Consider the following 19856-nt stretch of genomic DNA (forward strand, 5'->3'; position numbering starts at 1 on the left):
CCGATACCGACATGCGATACCGCAGGATGGCGCCCCGGTCCCGGCGGGTGCGACCGCAGGGCGCGGCGGGCTTCGCGGGGGCGCCGTCGGAGGCCGTCCGATGCGGGACGCCGCTCGCGAACGCATGGCCGGCCGTCCCCCCGCCGGCACGACGGAGCGAGGCCGCCCATGACCGAAGCCCCCGCGGCCGCCGAGGCGCGGCGTACCGATCCCGCCTCGGCGGGCGCGTCCGGCTCCGCCGGGGAGGTGTTCCGCGCCTTCTTCAAGCTCGGCCTGACCTCGTTCGGCGGCCCGGTCGCGCATCTCGGCTATTTCCGCGACGAGTTGATCATCCGGCGCCGGTGGCTGGACGAGCGTGGCTATGCCGACCTCGTGGCGCTGTGCCAGTTCCTGCCTGGGCCGGCGTCAAGCCAGGTCGGGTTCTCGCTCGGGGTTCTGCGCGGCGGGCTTCTCGGCGGCCTCGCGGCCTGGACGGCCTTCACCCTGCCCTCCGCCCTGCTGCTTCTGGCCTTCGCCTCCGGCGCCGGCGCCCTGTCCGGCCCGGTGGCCGAGGGCGCGATCCACGGGCTCAAGCTGGTCGCCGTCGCGGTGGTCGCGCAGGCGGTCTGGGGCATGGCCCGCGCGCTGGCGCCGGATCGGCCGCGCGCCGGCATCGCGGTGGCGGCGCTGTTCCTCACCGTGTTCGTCACCGGGTCGGTCGGTCAGGTCGGGGCCATCGCGCTCGGTGCCCTCGCCGGCCTCGTGCTCTGCCGGCTGCCGCCGCAGGAGCAGGCCGGGCTTCTCGCCTTCCCGGTGTCCCGACGGGCCGGCGCAATCGGCCTGGTCGCCTTCGCGCTGCTCCTCGTCGTCCCTCACCTGCTGGCCGCCAGTCTGCAATCCCAGGCTCTGGCGCTGTTCGATGCCTTCTACCGCTCCGGGGCTCTGGTGTTCGGCGGCGGCCACGTGGTCCTTCCGCTGCTGCAGGCCGAGGTGGTCGCCCCGGGCTGGGTCGGCCCCGGCACCTTCCTCGCCGGCTACGGGGCCGCCCAGGCCGTGCCCGGGCCGCTGTTCACCTTCGCGGCCTATCTCGGAGCCGTCGCCGGACCGGCACCCCATGGCGTGGTCGGTGCGGCCATCGCGCTGGTCGCGATCTTTCTGCCCGGTCTGCTGCTGGTCTACGGCATGCTGCCCTACTGGGACGCGCTCCGGACGCGACCGCTGGCCCAGGCGGCCATGCGCGGGACCAACGCGGCGGTGGTCGGAATCCTCGGCTCCGCGCTCTACGATCCCGTCTGGACCAGCGCGGTCGGGAACGCGCGCGACTACGCGGTGGCCGTGCTCGCCTTCGGGCTCCTGACCGTCGGCCGGACGCCGCCCTGGATGGTCGTCGCACTCACGGCCCTGGGCGGCGTCGCCCTGGCCCTGCTCTGACGGATCGCTGTCGAGGCCTCGGGCAGCCGTGCGCGATCCGGCCGCCTGCTGAGACCTTCCGGGGGAATCGCCTGCCATGCCCGAGCCCGTCCGTTTCCGGCCGTGCGATAGGCTTTCAGCCCTGGGCCGGAAGGTCGAGGCCGCCGCCGGCGTTTCAGACCCGGCAGTCGTCGCTCACCCGACCGATGTCCCGGACTGGGCCGCCTGCGCCGCGGCGGCGTGGCGGATGCCGTCCCAGCCGAGCCAGCCGGTGTAGAGGCCGACCAGCACGATCAGCGCCGCCGAGGCGTACGGCGCCCGGCGTGCGAACGCGCCGAACCCGGACCAGCGGCCGGCCACGTGCCGCACGCTCAAGGCCGCGACGACGCCGGCCGAGACCATCGTGAGCGCCAGCCCGATGCTGAAGCAGGCGACCAGCGCGAAGCCGAGGCTCAACTGCTTGAGCTGGATGCACAGCAGCAGCACCGTGATGGCGGCTGGGCACGGGATGAGCCCGCCGGTCAGGCCGAACAGCACGATCTGCCCCGTGGTCACGGTGCGGCCCTGGAAGCGGCGGCGGATGTCCTCCGCGTGCGCCCTGGCATGGGCGTCGTCCTCGTCGCCGAGGTTCATATGATCGTGGTCGTGGTCGTGGTCGTGCTCCGCGAAGGCGACCTCGTGCATCTCCGACCCGGCCGGGCCGTCGAGGCGGACACGCGCCGTGAACGCGTGGGGCTCGGGGATCTCGTCCCGGCTCTCCAGGAAGCCTTCGCGCGCGACGAATCCGAACGCCTGCCGGGCGCCATCCGGGCGCACCGTCTCGACCGTGACGGCCGCGGGGACCGGCAACGATCCGCCCTCGGCCCGCAGGCGCCAGCGCGGCGGCACGCCGTCCTCGAACACCTCCAGCGTCAGCGCACCGTCGCGCGTGACGATGGGCCGATGCGCGTCAGGGTGGTGATGGTCGTGGGCGTGATGCTGCTCGCGCCAGGTCCGCCACGCCATCCAGAACGCGACGCCGAGGATGAGGGCGGCCGAGGCGAGCTGGAAATACGGCTCGGCGGCCTCGCCGCCCCATTCCCGGCCGAGGTACTGGCCGCCCAGCGCGATGGTCCAGACCACCGCCGTGTGGGAGAGCGTCGCCGCCAGCCCGAGCAGGACCGCCTGCAGGACCGTGCCGCGCACGGCGATGATGAACGCCGCCATCATGGTCTTCGCGTGACCGGGCTCCAGGCCGTGGAGGGCGCCCAGCAGGATCGCGCTCGGCACGAACAGCCAGGCATGGGCGGTCCCCTGCTGCAGCAGGTCGGCGAACGGCGTCATGGGGCGGCCTTCATTTGAGGTAGGTCCGGACCACCTCGATCAGCTCGGCGGCGCCCCGGGCGCGCTCGGCGTCCGGTTCCGCGTCCGGGTTCACGACGTGGTGACGGATGTGGTCTTCCATCAGCTCGGCGGTCAGGCCGTTGATGGCCCCCCGCATCGAGGCGACCAGCATCAGGACGTCGGCGCAGCCGAGTTCGGCCTCCAGGGCCCGCTCGACGGCTTCCGCCTGTCCCTTGATCCGGCGCACCCGCGCCAGGAGCTTGGCCTTTTCCTTGACCGTGTGGGCCATCGCGGGCTTCCTCGTCGTAGTGACGTATAGGGGGGTACCCTATATGTGTCCAGCGGCGGACGGGCCGCCTGGCGTACGGAGCCCTAACATGAAGACGGACGACCCCTGCATCGGGGTTTGCCAGTGGGACGGGCGGACCGGCTGGTGCCTCGGATGCGGCCGCACGGTCCCGGAGATCCGCGCGTGGCGGAAGATGACGCCCTACCGGAAGACCGCTCTCGTTCGCGACCTGCCGCGGCGGATACGGCAGATCGCCGCCGTACAGGCCCAAGCCGGTCCCGACAGGACCTGACGTGGCGCGTGGACGGCAGCGTGCGCCCGGGCGCAGCTTGGCGCCGGCGGCGCCCGCACGGCTCGGCCGCCTCAAGCCGGGACGGGAGGAGGTCGAGACGGCGCCGGCCCGCCGCGTGGTCAGGACCGGCGCCTCCGGCCCGTGTCGCCGGTTTGCCGCACGCACGGCGCATGCGAACACGCGCCCATGCTCACCTATCCCGCCTTCGCCGCGGCCGCCTTGGCCGAGATCGCCGGTTGCTTCGCCTTCTGGGCGTGGCTGCGCCTCGACAGATCCCCGTGGTGGCTCGTCCCGGGGATGGCCTCGCTGGCGCTGTTCGCCTCCCTGCTGACCGTCGTGGAGAGCGGGGCGGCGGGACGCACCTATGCGGCCTACGGCGGCATCTACGTCGTCGCGGCCATCCTGTGGCTCTGGGGCTTCGAAGGCCACCGGCCCGACCGCTGGGACATCGCCGGCGGCCTCGTATGCGTGCTCGGCAGCGCCCTCATCCTGTTCGGGCCGCGGGGCGCCTGAGCCTCCGCCGACCGCCCCGGACCGTCGTTCGGTCCGGGGCGGTCCGTTGCGTCGGCGAAGTCGTGGTTGGGGGGATGGGGGCCCCGTTCATCGAAGAACGACCTGTCCTCGTCGCGGCGCGGATGGTGATGCCGGCCGACGTGGTCGTCGACGTGGTCGTGCGGCCGCCAGTCGCCGGAGCCGCCCGCGGAGGATTGGGCGTCTGGCGCCAGGGCGAAGAGGTGTCGTCTCCTGTCGGGTCTCTCCCGATGCCGGCCGAGCCAGGCTGTCGCGACGGCGTTGAGCCGCGACGGACGGTGACATTCCGCACTCCGTCGGCCGGACCGGCGACCTGACCGCCCGGCGTTTCACCCCCGCGTCTTGTGGCCCGACGCCCGAATCGCCCATAAGGAGCACGATGAAGTCGGCGGGACGCCAGCGAGCCTTCGGGGCCTGGACGGGGTGGTGGGCGACCGTCGCCCGCGCGCTCGCGCTCGTCCTGGCGCTGGCCGTCGCTCTCCCGACCGCCGGCCTCGCCGAGGACCTGGCGTATCATCAGAACCATCCGGGCCACGACCGGACGGAGCTGGTCATGGCGTCGGACCTGACGCCGGCCTCGGCCCGGGCGGCGGATCCCGGCATCGCCTGCCACGTCCATTGCGGCTGCCACGTGGCCATGCCGTCGGACGGCCTCGCCCCCGTTCCGCCCGCCCTGCCGTCCCGACCCTGCTACGCTCCGGTCGACGCGGCGCGCGCCTCGATCTCCCCCGACCGCCTGCCGCGTCCGCCGCGCGCCTGAGGTGACGCCGCGACGGCGCGCGTCCTGAACCCCGGGTCCGAGGCCCCGGGGCCGCTTCCTCACGTCATCGCAACGGGACCGGCCCGGAAGCCGCCACGGCACCGGCGCCCCGACGAGCAGGCATCATGCGCATTCTCCTGACTGCGGCCCTGGTGGCCGCCGGCGTCCTCGTGGGCGCCGCCGTTCCCGCCGTGTCCGGCTTCGTTCGCGGCCTCCTCGCCGCGGCCGGGTTGCCGCCGGCCCTCCACACCTTCGCCGCCGGGCCTGGCCCAGCATCGCCGGGCGAGCCCCGCCACGAAGCGGGCGGCGGCCACGACCACGGCAAGGCCGCCGCCCCCAAGGCGGGCGCAGGCCACGCTCACGGAGCGCACGAGCCTTCCGAAGCCGAGGGCGCGGAGGGGCACGTCACGATGACCGCCGAGCAGATCGAGAACCAGGACATCAAGGTGGCCAAGGCGGAAGGCGGCCTGCTGTCGAGGCACATCCTCGTCCCCGGCACGATCACCCCGGACACGGACCGGATCGCCCGCGTCCCGGTCCGCGTCGTCGGCACGGTGTCCGAGATGCGCAAGCGCCTCGGCGACGACGTGCGGAAGGGGGACGTCGTCGCCGTCCTCGACAGCCGCGAGGTCGCCGACGCCAAGAGCGAGTACCTCACCGCCATGGTCCAGTCCGACCTCCAGAAGGTCAATTTCGAGCGCCAGCAGAGGCTGCTGGCATCCGCGGCGGCATCCCAGGCGGCGTTCGACAACGCCAAGGCCGTGTTCCAGGAGAACCAGCTCCGCGTCGACCTCGCCCGCCAGAAGCTCTCGGCGCTCGGCCTGAACGCCGCCGAGGTCGCCGCCGCGCAGAAACGCGACGAGGCGACGCCCAACGCCTCGACCCTGCGCCAGTACGAGCTGCGGGCGCCCATCTCCGGCCGCATCGTCGAGCGCAAGGTCGACGTGGGCACCGCCGTCGGCAAGGAGGGCGACCCGGCCGACGTCTACACCGTGGCCGACCTCTCCACCGTCTGGATCGAGCTCGCGGTGCCGACCTCGGACCTCGACGAGGTCCGGGAAGGCGCCCGGGTCACCGTGAACCGCGGCGGCCGCAGCGTGCAGGGGAAGGTGGTGTTCGTCAGCCCGCTGCTGAACGCCGACACCCGGTCCGCCCGGGTGGTGGTCTCGCTGCCCAACCAGGACATGGCCTGGCGTCCGGGGACCTACGTCACCGCCGAGGTCGAGACCGAGACGGATCGAGTGCCCGTCCGGGTGGCCAAGGCCGCGCTCCAGACCGTCGAGGGCAAGCGCGTCGTCTTCGTGCGCACCGACGAGGGCTTCGAGAAGCGCGAGGTCGAGCTCGGGCGCGCGGATGACGACGCCTACGAGGTGGTCTCCGGCCTCAAGGCCGGCGAGGACATCGCGGTCGCCAATACCTTCCTCCTCAAGGCCGAGCTCGGGAAGAGCGAAGCCGGCCACGAGCATTGAGGGGCCGAGACATGATCAGCCGCATCCTCGACGTCTCGGTCCGCCAGCGCTGGCTCGTGCTGCTGCTGTCGCTGCTCGCCGCCGGCTTCGGCGGCTACGCGGTGACGCAGCTGCCCATCGATGCGGTCCCGGACATCACCAACAACCAGGTGCAGATCAACACGACCGCGCCCTCGCTCGCGCCGGTCGATATCGAGAAGCAGGTCACCTACCCGGTCGAGACCGCCCTCGCCGGCATCAAGGGGCTCGAATACACCCGCTCGCTCTCGCGCAACGGCTTCTCGCAGGTCACCGCCGTCTTCGCCGAGACGCTCGACATCTACTTCGCCCGCCAGCAGGTGGCCGAGCGCCTCGCCCAGGTGAGGCGGGCTCTGCCCCCCGGGGCAGAGCCCGCCATGGGCCCGATCTCCACGGGCCTCGGCGAGATCTACATGTGGTCGATCCACTACGCGAAGCCCGGCGAGCGAACGCTCTCGAAGGCGGGCGCGCCGGGCTGGCAGCCCGACGGAAGCTACCTGACCCCCGAGGGCCAGCGTCTCAGGACCGCGCTGGAGCAGACCGCGTACCTGCGCACGGTTCAGGACTGGATCATCCGGCCCCAGATCAAGACCGTGCCCGGCGTGGCCGGCGTCGACGGGATCGGCGGCTTCGAGAAGCAGTACCACGTCCAGCCCGACCCCGATAAGCTCGCCTCCCTCGACCTGTCCTTCTCGGACGTCGCCCGGGCGCTGGAGGCGAACAACGCCAACCAGGGCGCTCGCTACCTGGAGGATAACGGCGAGGGCTACGTCGTGCGCGCCGCCGGACGCCTCGAGGACATGGACGACATCGGCAACGTCGTGGTCGCGACCCGCGGCGGCGTGCCGGTCCGGATCCGGGACATCGCCGAGGTCCGCATCGGGCGCGACCTGCGCACCGGCTCGGGCAGCGAGGACGGCCAGGAGGTCGTCATCGGCACCGCCCTGATGCTGATCGGCGAGAACAGCCGCACGGTGGCCGCCGCGGTCGACGCCAAGATGGACCAGATCCGCAGGAGCCTGCCCCCCGGCGTCGCGGTCCAGACCGTCCTCGACCGGACCCGTCTCGTCGAGGCGACGGTGAGGACGGTGGTGAAGAACCTGTCCGAGGGCGCGGCCCTCGTCATCGTCATCCTGTTCCTGCTGCTCGGCAACATCCGGGCGGCCGTCATCACGGCGCTGGTCATCCCGGTGGCGATGCTGATGACCCTGACCGGGATGGTCGAGGCGAAGATCTCGGCGAACCTGATGTCGCTCGGCGCCCTCGACTTCGGCCTCATCGTCGACGGGGCGGTGATCATCACCGAGAACGCCCTGCGCCATCTCGCCGAGAAGCAACACGCCCTCGGGCGGGCCCTCGAGACCGAGGAGCGCCTTCAGACGGTGCGGGCGTCGGCCGAGGAGATGATCAAGCCGTCCCTCTACGGGCAAGCCATCATCATCCTGGTCTACGTGCCGCTCCTGACCTTCACCGGGGTCGAGGGCAAGATGTTCGCGCCGATGGCGCTGACCGTCATCATCGCGCTGGTCTCGGCCTTCATCCTGTCGCTGACCTTCGTGCCGGCGCTGATCGCCATCGTCATCACCGGCACGGTCACCGAGAAGGACAACCTCATCATCCGGGCGCTGAAGGCGGCCTACCGGCCGGTGCTCGGGGCTGCGGTGCGCGGTCCCCTCGCCTTTCTCGGGGCGGCCCTGTTGCTGCTGGTCGGGGCGGGCGTCCTGTTCACCCGGCTCGGGACCGAGTTCATCCCGCAACTCGACGAGAAGAGCATCGCGCTCAACGCCACCCGCATCCCCTCGACCTCGTTGACCCAGTCGCAGGCGATGCAGCTCAAGGTCGAGCAGGTGGTCTCCAAGTTCCCGCAGGTCGCCTACGTGTTCTCGAAGACCGGCACGGCGGAGGTCGCCTCCGACCCGATGCCGCCGAACTCCTCCGACACCTTCGTCATGCTCAGACCGCAGGAGGCGTGGCCGGACCCGAGCCTGTCGAAGGCCGACCTGCAGGCGCAGATCGAGACGGCGGTGGGGGCGCTCGCCGGCAACGTCTACGAGTTCTCGCAGCCGATCCAGCTCCGCTTCAACGAGCTGCTCGCCGGCACCCGGGGCGACCTCGCCGTGAAGGTGTTCGGCGAGGAGTTCGAGCCGATGCTGAAGACCGCCAACCAGATCGCGGCGGTCCTGAAGGGCATCGACGGCGCCGAGGACGTGAAGGTCGAGCAGACGGCGGGCCTGCCGTTCCTGGAGATCAAGATCAACAAGGCCGAGGCCGCCCGCTACGGCCTCAGCACGGGCGCCATCCAGGAGGTCATCGGCGCGGCCATCGGCGGCAAGGATGCCGGCGTCGTCTTCGAGGGCGACCGGCGCTTTCCCATCGTGGTGCGCCTCACCGACACGGTGCGCGAGGACCGCGAGGCCCTGGAGAATATCCCGGTGCCCCTGCCGCCCGGCCCGAACGGCCGTGCGCGTTCGGTCCTGCTCAAGCAGGTGGCGGGCTTCTCGGTCACGGAGGGGCCGAACCAGATCAGCCGCGAGAACGGCAAGCGCCGGGTGGTCGTCACCGCCAACGTGCGCGGGCGCGACATCGGCTCCCTCGTGGCGGAGGCGCAGGCCGAGGTCGGGCGGCAAGTGCCGTTGCCGCCGGGCTCCTTCGTGACCTGGGGCGGCCAGTTCGAGAACCTCGCCTCGGCCAAGCAGCGGCTGATGGTGGTGGTGCCGGCGTGCTTCTTCCTGATCTTCCTGCTGCTCTACTCGGCCCTGGGCTCGCCGCGGGACGCACTGCTGGTGTTCAGCGCGGTGCCGCTGGCGCTGACCGGCGGCATCGTGGCCCTGTGGCTGCGCGGCATGCCGGTCTCTGTGCCGGCGGCGGTCGGCTTCATCGCGCTGTCGGGCGTGGCGGTCCTGAACGGCCTCGTGATGCTGACCTTCATCAAGCAGCTCGTGGCGGAGGGGCGCCCGAAGCGGGAGGCCATCCTGGAGGGCGCGATGATCCGGTTGCGGCCGGTGGCGATGACGGCGCTGGTCGCTTCGCTCGGCTTCGTGCCGATGGCCATCGCCACCGAGACCGGAGCCGAGATCCAGCGGCCGCTCGCCACCGTGGTCATCGGCGGCCTGATCAGCGCGACCCTGCTGACGCTGGTGGTGCTGCCGGCCCTCTACGCCCGCTTCGGCAGGGTCCGGCCCGCGACGGCCACGTCCCGGGCGCGCCAGCCGGAGCCGGTCCACCGCGAGGCCGCAGAGTAGAGGCGTGCGGTCAGTCCTCCCGCTGGGGCCGCCTGGCCCGGCTCATGTCGCGCCGGTCGCAGGGCCGGGCCGCACGCCGGATTCCGGGGAACGGGGCCCCTCGGGGGCCCCGACCAGCTCACATGCGGTGATGGCGGTGCATATGCCGCGTCATGTGCCCGCGATGATGGTGATGGCGCATCATGTGCCCGTGGCGGTGATGGCGCATCATCCGGTGGTGATGGTGTCCGTGCATCCGGTCCATGCGGACGGAGACCACGTCCGACGGGGCGCTCACGGCGCCGGGCAGGCCGGGCGCGGCCGAGGCCGAGGTCGCGGCGCCGGCCGCGCCGAAGGCGGCCAGGACGGCGACGACCAGCAGGGATTTCCTCATAGGCGTTCCTCTCAGGGTGTCGGCGCGCCGGTCATCGCCGGCGGCTCGGTGCCGGCCAAGGACTGGTCGGCAGGGAGGCAACAGCCAAGCTCACGACACCGTTCCGCACGGCGCGCGCGCCGCCTCGGGCATGCTTAAGAGGCCGAAGGGCTCACGGACGACGCGCCACCGCGCTCGGCAGCAACCCGCGAGACCCGCGCGCAAGCGAGCGCCCGAGTGGCGTCGCGTCGGATCCGCCTCCGGCAACGGATCTGCAGGCGCCGCTGGTCCCGCCGCGGCCGATATCCGCTCCAGCGCAGGGGATGAAGGCCGGCGAGTGGCCACAAGGCGGAAGGTCAGTGTCAAGCCGCGATGGACAATCGCGTGCCTTGAGACGGCTTCGGCCGCCGGGCGGCACGAAGAATCTCGGAAGTCCTGCGGGGGCGACGGCCGGTTATCTCCGCGCACGCAGAACACTCCGATCCCGGAGCCGGACATGCGCCGGATCCGGCCAGAATCACGCTCTCGGGACAGGCGGGCGTCACAGGGCCGATCGGGTGTCGCCACGGGCCCTGGCCGGCCGGGCGGCCGACCGACGATGCGGCACCCGTCTTACCCCGCGCGCCCCGCAGGGCTTCGTCCTCCCGTTGGACGGGGCGGACCTCATAAGGCGGCAGGCTCGCCGTCACGGGCGCCTGTGGGCAGGCCCGCGGGCAGCAGGTCACGCAAGACGGCATCCTGGCGAGCCTTGAGCAGGCGCAGGACCCGCGCAGGCGTGCGGTTAACCGCGCGGCCGGCCGCTGGTAGGGGCGAACGAGCCGCCGCGTGCGAAGAGGGCCGGTCGGTTTGTTTGGCCGTATCGCGCTCCGTGCGCGATCTCACGCCGGCGGGCCCGGACCCGTCGCAGGGTAGGCCGGCGGGGCGAGCCGGTCGCCCCGCCGGTGCGAATCGAGGGCTGGGGGCGACGGTCATGGCGGGGATACGACCGAGCAGGCGCAGGATCCTCGCGGGCGGCGGCGCCCTGGCGGCCGCCGCGCTGCTGCCGCGGGCGGCCCGGGCCGCGCCGCGGATCATCCTGAACGATGCGAGCGGCCTCAACCCGACCCCGGTGGCCCGCCACGCCGTGCTCCCGACAGGGTCGACCGAGGCCCTGATCGAGGCCCTGCGCGCCGAGATCCGGGACGCCGCCGCCGCCGGGCGGCCGGTGGCGGTCGGCGTCGCCCGCCATTCCATGGGCGGCCAGAGCCTCGCCCGCGACGGGACGGCCGTGACCCTGGAGGGCGGCCCGATCGAGCCCGACACCGCTGCCGGCCTCTACCGGGTCGGGGCCGGCGCGCGCTGGTCGCAGGTCATCCGGCAGCTCGACCGGATCGGGTTCTCGCCCGCGGTGATGCAGTCGAACAGCGATTTCGGGGTCGGCTCGACCTTCAGCGTCAACGCCCATGGCTGGCCGGCCCCGCGCGGGCCCTTCGGCTCCACCGTCCGCGCCCTCCGCTTCGTCCTGGCCGATGGCAGCCTCGTCACCTGCTCCCGCACCGAGAACGCCGAGCTGTTCGGGCTGGCGATGGGCGGCTACGGCCTGTTCGGGATCGTGGTCGACCTGGTGGTCGAGATGGTGCCGAACCGCCTCCTGACGCCGACCTTCGCGGTGATGCCGGCCGCGGAGTTCGCGCCGGCCTTCGTGGCGGCGGTGGAGCGCGACCCGCGGCTGCGCATGGCCTACGGCCGCCTCTCGGTGGCGCAGGCCGGGTTCTTCGAGGAGGCGATCCTCGTCACCTACGCGGAGGCGGAGCACCCGCCGCAGGTCCTGCCCGCCGCGGCCGCGCAGGGGGCGTTCTCGGCGGTCTCGCGGGAGATCTACCGCGCCCAGGTCGGCAGCGAGTTCGGCAAGCGCGCCCGCTGGATCGCCGAGACCCGGCTCAACCCGACGCTCGACCCCGGCCTCGCCACCCGCAACAGCCTGATGAACGAGCCGGTGGCGAACCTCGCCTCGCGCGACCGCAACCGCACCGACATCCTGCACGAGTATTTCGTCCCGCCCGAGCGGTTCGACGCGTTCCGCGCCGCCTGCCGGGAGATCATCCCGGGCTCGGGCTGCGACTGCCTCAACGTGACCCTGCGCTACGTGGCGGCGGACCCGGACTCGACGCTGGCCTACGCGCCTTCTCCCCGCATCGGTGCCGTGATGTCGTTCTCGCAGGGGCTCACCCCCGGCGACGAGGCCGCGATGATGCGCATGACCGAGGCCCTGATCGAGCGCGTCGTGGCGCTCGGCGGGGCCTATTACCTGCCCTACCGCCTGCATGCCCGGCGCGACCAGATGGCCCGGGCCTATCCCAGGCTCGACGCCTTCGTGGCGGCCAAGCGCCGGTACGATCCCGGGCTGCTGTTCCGGAACGCCCTCTGGTCGACCTCCATGGCCTGACCGCGCAAGGATCCGCTCATGAGACCCACGCCCCCACAGGCGGCCGCCCTCGCCTTCGCGGCCATCCTGCTGTTCGCCGCCGCCACCGACTACATCCCGGCCTTCCGGGACGCGGAGGGCCGCGTCTTCGGCCTGTTCCGGCTCGACGTCTACAAGGACGCGCTCCACCTCGCCTCCGGCCTGTGGGCGCTCGCCGCCGCCCTGTGGTCGCGGCACGCCGCCGTGACCTTCCTGCGGGCCTTCGGGGCGATCTACCTCCTCGACGGCGTGGTCGGGGTGATCACCGGATCGAGCTTCCTCGACCTGTCGCTGTTCCTGAAGGGCTTCCAGGACAGCCCGCTCCTCTCGAACGGCCCGCACCTGAGCCTCGGGCTCGCCGGCGTGGTGCTCGGCTGGTGGCCGTGGCGCGCCGCCGCGGCGGGCGCGGCGTGAGCCCCCGTCCCGCCCGTCGCCGCCGCCGGGCCGCCCGCTGGGCGGCCGCCGGCCTGGCCCTCCTCGCGCTCGCCTGCGCCCTGCCGGTCGCGGCGATCGAGGGGGGCTGCGCGGTCGCGCCCGATCCCACCCTGCAGGGGCGTGCGGGGGGCGGCTCGCGCTTCGGGATCGCCCCCGACGGCTACAAGCGCGCGGCCGGCGACAGCTACCTGACCTTCCCCGAATGGGACATCGTCCACGCCTACGCGGACCTCGCCGGGGTGACGCGATCCGCCTCGGAATCGGCTTTCGACTACTGGGCGGCGACCACCGGCTTCTGGACGAGCCTGTGCGGGGCGACCCGGGCGGCCGGGCGCACCGGCGACGTCACCGCGGGCCAGAAGGTCACCAACTACGTCATCGGCCTCAGCTTCACGGCCGAGATGCTGATCCAGGGCGCCTACGAGCGCACCGTCGGGGCGCTGACCGCGTGGTGGCGGGGGCCCGAGCCCACGGAGGAGGACCGGTTCAACGCCCGGCTGCTCGCGGATTACGCCGTGTTCCTGCGCCAGACCCCCTGGTACCGCTACCCGTTCGACGCGGAGCTGTCCCGGCTCTGGCGCGATGTCCCGTTCACGCCGTCCCTGCGGGCGGTCGAGCGGCGCGGCGCGCTCTCGCTGCAATACGGGGTGAAATGGGCCTACGCGCAGGGGATCGCGTGGCTCGCCGGGATGGACCCGGCCGGCCTGACGATCCGCAGCGTCGTGGCGGGGCTCGACGCCGCCGACGCGGCCGCCGACCCGCGCATCACCCGCCTCGGCCCCGTCCCGGCCGGCGATGGCGGACCGGCCGCCCTGATCGAGACGCCGCGCTACCGGGCCTTCACGGAGATCCTGCGGGGCCTGGGGGCGCGCGGCCGGACCGTGCTGGAGATCGCCGGCAACGACCGCATCCTCACCACCGTCCTCCTGCCGCCGGGCCGGACGGTCGCCCTCGCCGGGGCCGAGCCGCTGTTCGCGATGCCGATCCAGTCCGAGCCGGGCTGGCAGCGCGTCGGCTACGACACCGCGGTGGAGCAGCTCGTCGAACAGATCCGCGCCGTCGAGGCCGCGGGGGGCCGGTTCGAGCATGCCTACGATTACTGATCGGCGCCGACGGCGCCGCCTGCCGGTCGCCCCGGCGGCGGCGGCGCTCGCCGGGTGGCTCGGCGTGACCGCGCTGACCGCCCTCGCGGTCCAGCCGGAGACCGTGGTGGCGCTCGGGAACCCCGCCGCCCTGGCGGCCGCCGACGATGGGGCCCTGGTCTCGGCCGGCCGCGCGTATCTGGTGATCCGGCCCGCCGCGCCGGGCGCGGTCCGGCGCCTCTACGCGGGGGGCGCCTGGCTGGTCCTGCCGGCGCCCGGGACCGGCTGCCTCGGCGCGCGCTGAGGGCGGTGCTCAGTAGGGATCGGACCGCTCGAGGATCTCCTGCCCCATCAGCACGCAGCTCCCGGGCATCGGCGCGTAGATCAGCCGGATCCGATAATCGCCCTTGTCGATGCTGCCCTCCGCCTCGATCACCTGGAAGCGCCGCGTCCCGACCAGGGACGCGACGGTGCCGACGGACCGAACGGAAGCGGGATCGACCGTGGCCCGCGCGTCGCCGTCGCTGTGGAAGCGCAGCAGCTTGAGGGCCTGCCGCTCGGCCTCGGCCGCGCAGGACGGCGCGGGCGCCGCGACCGCGGCGGTCGCGGCCGGCCCCGTCGCCGCGATCAGCGCCAGCGCCCGCAGGATCCGTCTCATCGGCACGTGACTCCGTATTCGTGGACCTCGGGCAGGTCCCCGTCGCCCGTCGTGGTCACCGAGAGCGCGCCAGCGGCCCCCGCATACCGGAAGCTGCAATAGGCGAGGCCCGTCCCGGAACAGCCGTCGACCTCGATCACGCCGCGCCGGGCGAGGTCCCGCTCCCGCGCATCGTCGCTCGGCGGACCCTTCACCGGCGTCCAGCCCGCGGCGATCAGCGCCGCCCGGGCCGTGTCGATCGGCTGGCCGCGGATGGCGGGGACCGCTCCGCGGCCACCGCAGACGGATTCGACCGTGGGAAGCGGCTCCAGGGACAGGGTCCCGTCCGGGCGCAGGGTCAGGTCGCCCACCGGAGAGGGCGGCAGATCGCCGTCCCAGAGACGCACGCCGCCGGCGCGCGCCGCGATCCGGCCGACCGCGCCGGTCCGGCCGGCGCCGTACACGAGGGCGACGAGGCGCGGTCCCTCGAAGAGGCCGACATTGCCGTCCGCGATGAAGCAGGTGCCGCTCGTCCCCTGCTGCAGGTCGCTGGCGAAGCTGACGGCCCGGTAGCGGCCCAGCGCCGCTTCGCCGGTGACGAACCAGTCCCGGGCGGCCACGGCCTGCGCCGCTTCCGATTGCGCCGGGACGACCTCGCCCGGGCAGCCGGCCTGGCGGCCCGCCCCGCCCGGGGCCCGCGGCAGCGCGGCGAGGGGCACGAAGCGCAGGTTCTTCACGGCGGAGGCGACCCGCGGCGCCGGCGGCCCGTCCTGCGCCCCGGCCGGCTCGGCGAGGGGCAGGCCGAGCATCAGACCGAGCATCAGGCCGAGGGCCAAGGCGGGTGCCCGGCCGGCTCGGCCGATGCGCGGGCGCCGAGGAGCTTCCCCGGCTGCGCCACGGCCTGCGCGCAGCCGAAGGCCGGCGTCACCCGGAAGGCGGCTGCGGGCCGGGTCCGGCAAGGGGGCGTCCGGTCTCATCGTCACTTCCCGTTCGGGTCGCCCGCGCGCGCCGGCGGGCGCGACCCCGGTTCCGTCCCGGCCGCCGGAACCGGGTCGGGCGGCGGATAGGCGGGGTCTGTCAGGCAGGTCGAGAGCCAGGTCTCGGCCTCGGCGTCCGAGGCCAGCTCGACATCGAGGACGGCCCGAGGGCCTGCGGGCGCCGTCGTCGCGCTGGCAGTCGCGGCCGCCGGGGCGGCAGGCCGCGTCCAGCGGCCGGCGGGGTTTTCGGGACCCGGGCATTCCGCGTCGTCGCCCCCGCCGATCGTGCAGGTCGCGACCGTTCGCACGGCGCCGTCGACGACCCGCCCGACCGTGCGCGTCTCGGTGGTGTGCCCGCTCGCCCAGTCGTCGGACAGCGTGCAGACCCGGTCGCCGTTCTGGAAGCGCCGGCTGCCGAAGCAGCCGTAGACCCGGTCCTGCCCGACGGGCAGGAAATAGCAGGCCGTGTCGAACCCCGCGAAGGGGCCGCCGGTGAACCGTGCCGCGAAGGCCCGCTGGCGCAGCGCCGCCGCGATCCAGTGCGGCCGGGCCGGATCGCTCTTCGCGCGGCCGGACAGGTCCTCGGTCCGGGCCCGGATCGCCCCCAGCACGATGGTGCGCGCGTCGGCCGCGTCCAGGTCGCCGAGCCACGTGTCCCGGGCCGCCACCCAGCGCTTCTGGCTGGCGATCAGCATCGCCCGGATCTCGGCGTCGTCCGTGCCGTGCAGGAGGCCGGCATAGGCCGAACCCAGGGCGGCATCGGCCTTTCGGAGCGCCGCGTCGGCGCAGATCATGCGCTCGAGCGGGCTGGCCGCCCTGCGGCAGTCGATCGCCCGGGCCGCAGACGGCGCCAGGAGGGATGCGGCGACGGCCGCCACCAGGAGCCGCGTCACGGCCGGCCTCGCACTGAACGGCGCATCTGAACCTCGCATCCGGACCGCGCGCCCGGGCAGCGCCGCGGAGCCACGCCGCTCCCCCGTGACAGGCCGCGGGGTTCGGGCGGACGCCCGCAGCCGCGCGCCATCCGGGCCCTACTGCGCCGCGGCATCGACGACGCGGCACAGGTTCTGGTCGACGTCCTGACCGATCTGCCCGGCCTGCACCATGAACAGGGCGTCGACCCGGCTGCCCGTCCCGGCCTTGCGCACGACGACCCGCAGCGTCTGCGGTCGCCCCGAGCCCGATGTCTCCTGCTGGGCCGTCAGGGTCCCGAGCTGCTTCTCGACGTGCACGCCCACGAAGCCTTCGGCCAGGACCGCCCGCGTCACCCGGTCGAACGCGGCCTTGGGGCTGACCGAGGGGAAGATCATCCACGTCTTGTAGGTGATGGCCTGAAGCATCGGCGTCCCCTCGCTCCGGTAATGGTCGCGGCATGTCTCCGCCGCGGCCGCCGGGAGCGCGAGTGTGGACAGGATTGCCGCGTGGACGAACGCGGTTTGCATCGATCCCATGGGGCGCCTCTCACTTCGTTCTGGCGTGGACTTGGCGGACCTGCGCGGCCGGGTCCCGGTCGGGCGTCGATCCGTACGGGTGCGGGAGGCCGGTCCGCGCCGGCCGGCCCCCCGCAGGGTCTCAGAGCTGCGGCGCGGCCGGTGGCCGGGGGCGCGGCGGCGGCGCCATCTCGCGCGGTGCCGGGGGCTCGGTCCGCGGCACCGCGCCGGACGCGGCCGCCTCCGCCTTCGGAGGCTCAGCGACCGGCGCCGGCCGCGGGGCCGCGACCGAGCCGCGGACCGTGTCGCGCAGGAAATCGCCGGTGCTGGTGCCGGCCTCCCGGGACGCCGGAGCCGGCGCCGCCCGGGCCACCGGTGCGGCCTGGCCGCTGCCGCCGTCGCGCGGCACCGGCACCTGCGACACCGCCGGGGCCCGGCGGGGCTCGCCCGGCGGCACGGTGATCCGGAACGTGTACGGCACCGTGGACCCGTCCCCGAAGGTGACGGCGACCGACAGGGTGTCGAGGCCGGAGAAGTCGGTGCGTGCCGTGTAGTAGAGCGACATCGCATCCTTCTTGGCGTCCTCGCAGCCGTCCGGCTGCCGGATCTGCGCCCCGGTCTCGTCGACCTTGCCGCTGAGGATCCGGAATTCCCGCCGCTGCTCGATGCGCCCGCCGCGCGGCGGCCTGACGAGTTCGATCGTGGCCGCGCGCGAGCGGCACCCCTGCGTGGCGAAGTAGTAGGTGAAGCCCTGGAGGAAGATCCGCTGGCCGGGGCGCGCGGTCTTGTTCTCTACCTCCGCCCGGGCCGGCAGGGCGAGGCAGAGCGGCAGACAGAGCGCTGAGCCGAGCGCCGACCCGAGGGCCAGGACGCCGGCGCCGGTGCGCCGCCGCGGTCGGGTCGGTGCTGCGGATCGGGGAGCGTTCGGAAGGTGCTGATGCACGGGACTCGTCCTCGGCTTGGCGATGGGGGGCGCGGCCTCCGCCGCAGGGCTGACCGTCCGCGGCGCGTCAGAGCTGCGGCGCGGCGGGCGGGCGCGGCGGTGCCAGCTGCTGTGGCGGCAGCGCGGGCGGTGCGGGCGTGCCGGACACGGGCGCCGCGGCCTCTGCAGCCTTCGGGGGCGGCGAAGCCGGTGCCGGCCGGCCGGCCGGGACCGCGCCGCGGACCGCGTCGCGCAGGAAGTCGCCGGTGCTGGCCTCCTGGGGCGCCGGAGCCGGAGCCGGAGCCGCTCGCTCGGCCGGAGCGGCGCGCGCCGTCGGGGCCGGCCGCGAGAGGCCCGCGTCGCGGGGGGCGGGTGCCTGGGACACCGCCGGCGCCCGCCGGCCTTCGCCCTCGGGCACCGTGATCCTGTAGGTGTAGGTCGCCTCCTCGCCGGTGACGAAGGTGACGATCACCGACACCGTGTCCAGGCCGGAGAAATCGGGCCGGGCCGTGTAGTAGAGCGCCCGCGCGTCCCGCTCGACATCCTGGCAGCCGTCCCGCGACGGGGTGCCGTCGGTGTTCCGGCCGAGGACCAGGAATTCGCGCCGCTGCTCGATGCGTCCGCCGCGGGGCGGCGTGACCAGTTCGACCGCGGCCGCCGGAACCGACGGGCAGCCCGGCCGGGTCTCGTGGGTGGCGTAGCCGTCGAGGCGGATCCGCTGTCCGGGGCGCGCGGTCACGCTCGTGGATCCGGCGAGCGCCGGCCCCGCGAGGCAGAGCCCGAGGAGGCCGAAGAGGAAGCCGAAGCCGGGCCGCCCAGGCCGCACGACCCCGGCCGCTCTCGTCTTCGGGACGCTGTGTGCCATGGGACTCCTCCTCGGCCTGCGGGACGGGCGGTCGTGGACCGCGGGCGGGACGCTCACTTCGGGTCGGAGCGCTCCAGGACCGGCTTGCCGCCATCGGTGCGGAACCGGACCGCGTAGGTGCTGTTCGTCGACTGGGCGTTGCACGTGATGACCACCGGGCCGCCCATCGGGTTGGGCAACTCGCAGGTGCCCTTCACCTTGATGGTGGACTGGTCGCGCTCGGCGTACATCAGCTCGTCGATGGGCTGGCGCAGGGTGCCGCCTGCGACGAGGCCCTTCGCCGAGGCCAGGAACGCCATGGCCTTGCCGTCGGTGGTGCCGAAGATGAACCCGGCCTTCGGGCTCCCGACGACGGAGGTGTTCACCGCACCCGAGGCGCAGAGGGCGGTGAGATCCTCCCCGTCCATCACCAGGGATTCGCAGCGGCCCTTGAAGGACAGCTTCAGGAACGTGCCCGGCGGCGGGTCCCGCGCCTCCGCGGTGTCGCGGGGCGCGGGCGGTGGAGACGGTGACTGCGACGGCGGCGGCGGCGTGTCGGGCGGGGCCGGAGCCCGCGCTTCGGCGGGCCGATCGCGGGAAGGCGCGGTCCCGCCGTCCCGCCGGTCCCAGCCGCCGCGAGGCTGGCCGGGCTGCCAGACGCAGAGACGGACGCCGTCATTGTCCCAGCAGGGGCCGCTCGGGGACAGGGCGCCGAGGGATTCGGCGGCGCGCAGGCCACCCGACGACCCGTTCCAGAAGGCGGTGGCCTTCAGCGGGTTCTGCGGGTCTCGGACGAGCTGCGCCACGACGTCGAGCTTGCTCCCGGAATAGGAGCGGATCTCGAAGCCGCGGGCACCGGTCTGCCCGGTCTCCGCCCGGAACTGGCAGGCCCCGTCGAGGCGGACATCGCCGGCGACCTCGAGGTAGCAATCGGCGGCCCGCGGCGCGCCGGCCTCGGGCGCCGCCGCGGGAGCCCCGCCGAAGCCGGGGCGGCCCTCGCCGACCTTCCAGGCGCAGACCCGGCTCCGGGACCCGGTCCAGCAGGCGCCCTCCGACGTGACGCCGTCGGAGGGGCCGTCCTCGGGCTTGCCGCCGGGCTCCCGGTTCCAGGTGGCCGTGCCCCGGCCCGGCGCCGTCACCGACACGACCACCCCGTCGCGCAGGTAGCCGTTGTCGTAGGTGGCGAGGCGGAACCCGCCCACGCCGTAGCTGCGCGCATCGGTCAGGAACTCGCAGACCCCGTCGATGACGGTCCTGCCGTCGGCCGCGAAGAAGCAATCGGCCTTGCGGACCTTGATCTGCGCCTGCGCGGCGGCGGGCAGGAGGAGGCCGGCCAACAGGGCGGCGGCGAAGAGGGCGAGGCGGCGCCCGGCCCGAGGGGCCGGGAACCGCGCAGGATTCGAACGGCGGCGGGGGGCCAT

The 19856-nt window shown here is 73.9% G+C and carries 20 protein-coding genes; 10 read left to right on the forward strand and 10 right to left on the reverse strand.

Going from position 1 to position 19856, the window contains the following annotated elements:
- The first annotated feature begins 168 nt into the window (after positions 1-168).
- Complete coding sequence (chrA, locus tag A3862_RS24000; protein WP_205782301.1) at positions 169-1410, forward strand: chromate efflux transporter; 1242 nt, start codon at positions 169-171, stop codon at positions 1408-1410.
- A gap of 174 nt (positions 1411-1584) precedes the next feature.
- Here chrA and A3862_RS24005 read toward each other — a convergent pair whose 3' ends face one another.
- Together A3862_RS24005 and A3862_RS24010 are read right to left on the reverse strand one after the other, a co-directional pair.
- Positions 1585-2712 carry a nickel/cobalt efflux transporter gene (locus A3862_RS24005; protein ID WP_043756619.1) on the reverse strand — a complete coding sequence of 376 codons (1128 nt, stop codon included), beginning with the start codon at positions 2710-2712 and terminating at the stop codon, positions 1585-1587.
- Between the two features lie 10 nt (positions 2713-2722).
- Positions 2723-3001, reverse strand: coding sequence for a metal/formaldehyde-sensitive transcriptional repressor (locus tag A3862_RS24010; RefSeq protein WP_043389372.1), 279 nt, complete (start codon positions 2999-3001; stop codon positions 2723-2725).
- 88 nt (positions 3002-3089) lie between these two features.
- On the opposite strand from A3862_RS24010, the gene A3862_RS24015 reads away from it, so the two are divergent.
- The 5 genes from A3862_RS24015 to A3862_RS24035 all read left to right on the forward strand — a co-directional run bounded on the left by A3862_RS24015 (position 3090) and on the right by A3862_RS24035 (position 9313).
- Positions 3090-3293, forward strand: coding sequence for a DUF1289 domain-containing protein (locus tag A3862_RS24015; RefSeq protein WP_043756617.1), 204 nt, complete (start codon positions 3090-3092; stop codon positions 3291-3293).
- Positions 3294-3479: 186 nt separating this feature from the next.
- Positions 3480-3806 (forward strand): YnfA family protein, encoded by a 327-nt coding sequence (locus A3862_RS24020; RefSeq protein ID WP_043756616.1) that lies wholly within the window; start codon positions 3480-3482, stop codon positions 3804-3806.
- A gap of 397 nt (positions 3807-4203) precedes the next feature.
- Positions 4204-4584, forward strand: a complete 381-nt coding sequence (locus A3862_RS24025) for a hypothetical protein (protein WP_043756614.1) — start codon at positions 4204-4206, stop codon at positions 4582-4584.
- 125 nt (positions 4585-4709) lie between these two features.
- Positions 4710-6053, forward strand: a complete 1344-nt coding sequence (locus tag A3862_RS24030) for an efflux RND transporter periplasmic adaptor subunit (RefSeq protein ID WP_043756612.1) — start codon at positions 4710-4712, stop codon at positions 6051-6053.
- Positions 6054-6064: 11 nt separating this feature from the next.
- Entirely contained in the window at positions 6065-9313 is a 3249-nt protein-coding gene (locus tag A3862_RS24035) for an efflux RND transporter permease subunit (RefSeq protein WP_111474041.1), read from the forward strand.
- Positions 9314-9431: 118 nt separating this feature from the next.
- On the opposite strand, the gene A3862_RS24040 is transcribed toward A3862_RS24035, so the two are convergent.
- Positions 9432-9686, reverse strand: a complete 255-nt coding sequence (locus A3862_RS24040; RefSeq protein ID WP_043356624.1) for a hypothetical protein — start codon at positions 9684-9686, stop codon at positions 9432-9434.
- Between the two features lie 949 nt (positions 9687-10635).
- On the opposite strand from A3862_RS24040, the gene A3862_RS24045 reads away from it, so the two are divergent.
- From A3862_RS24045 to A3862_RS24060, 4 genes are read left to right on the forward strand one after another with little or no spacing between them, the layout of a single operon-like run.
- The gene (locus tag A3862_RS24045) at positions 10636-12090 is read left to right on the forward strand and encodes an FAD-binding protein (protein ID WP_043756607.1); all 1455 of its coding nucleotides are present in this window, start codon (positions 10636-10638) and stop codon (positions 12088-12090) included.
- Positions 12091-12108: 18 nt separating this feature from the next.
- Positions 12109-12522: a DUF4383 domain-containing protein gene (locus A3862_RS24050; protein WP_043356619.1), complete on the forward strand. Its 414-nt coding sequence runs from the start codon at positions 12109-12111 to the stop codon at positions 12520-12522.
- Positions 12519-13646 (forward strand): hypothetical protein, encoded by a 1128-nt coding sequence (locus tag A3862_RS24055; protein WP_043356642.1) that lies wholly within the window; start codon positions 12519-12521, stop codon positions 13644-13646. Before A3862_RS24050 ends, A3862_RS24055 begins: the two co-directional genes overlap by 4 nt.
- Entirely contained in the window at positions 13630-13929 is a 300-nt protein-coding gene (locus A3862_RS24060) for a hypothetical protein (RefSeq protein WP_043756605.1), read from the forward strand. Before A3862_RS24055 ends, A3862_RS24060 begins: the two co-directional genes overlap by 17 nt.
- Positions 13930-13938: 9 nt before the next feature.
- On the opposite strand, the gene A3862_RS24065 is transcribed toward A3862_RS24060, so the two are convergent.
- From A3862_RS24065 to A3862_RS24095, 7 genes are all read right to left on the reverse strand, one after another.
- On the reverse strand, positions 13939-14283 hold the full coding sequence (locus A3862_RS24065; RefSeq protein WP_043756603.1) for a hypothetical protein: 345 nt from the start codon (positions 14281-14283) through the stop codon (positions 13939-13941).
- On the reverse strand, positions 14280-15098 hold the full coding sequence (locus A3862_RS24070; protein ID WP_236961475.1) for a hypothetical protein: 819 nt from the start codon (positions 15096-15098) through the stop codon (positions 14280-14282). Before A3862_RS24070 ends, A3862_RS24065 begins: the two co-directional genes overlap by 4 nt.
- 143 nt (positions 15099-15241) lie before the next feature.
- On the reverse strand, positions 15242-16132 hold the full coding sequence (locus A3862_RS24075; protein WP_236961477.1) for a lysozyme inhibitor LprI family protein: 891 nt from the start codon (positions 16130-16132) through the stop codon (positions 15242-15244).
- Between the two features lie 138 nt (positions 16133-16270).
- A complete protein-coding gene (locus A3862_RS24080; RefSeq protein WP_052083589.1) occupies positions 16271-16690 on the reverse strand; it encodes a hypothetical protein in 420 nt (139 codons plus the stop codon).
- Positions 16691-16811: 121 nt separating this feature from the next.
- Complete coding sequence (locus tag A3862_RS24085; protein ID WP_043756601.1) at positions 16812-17612, reverse strand: hypothetical protein; 801 nt, start codon at positions 17610-17612, stop codon at positions 16812-16814.
- A gap of 67 nt (positions 17613-17679) precedes the next feature.
- A complete protein-coding gene (locus A3862_RS24090) occupies positions 17680-18456 on the reverse strand; it encodes a hypothetical protein (protein WP_043756600.1) in 777 nt (258 codons plus the stop codon).
- A 53-nt stretch (positions 18457-18509) separates the two neighbouring features.
- Positions 18510-19856 (reverse strand): hypothetical protein, encoded by a 1347-nt coding sequence (locus tag A3862_RS24095; RefSeq protein WP_111474042.1) that lies wholly within the window; start codon positions 19854-19856, stop codon positions 18510-18512.

The sequence above is a fragment of the Methylobacterium sp. XJLW genome (assembly GCF_003254375.1).
Lineage (GTDB): Bacteria > Pseudomonadota > Alphaproteobacteria > Rhizobiales > Beijerinckiaceae > Methylobacterium > Methylobacterium fujisawaense.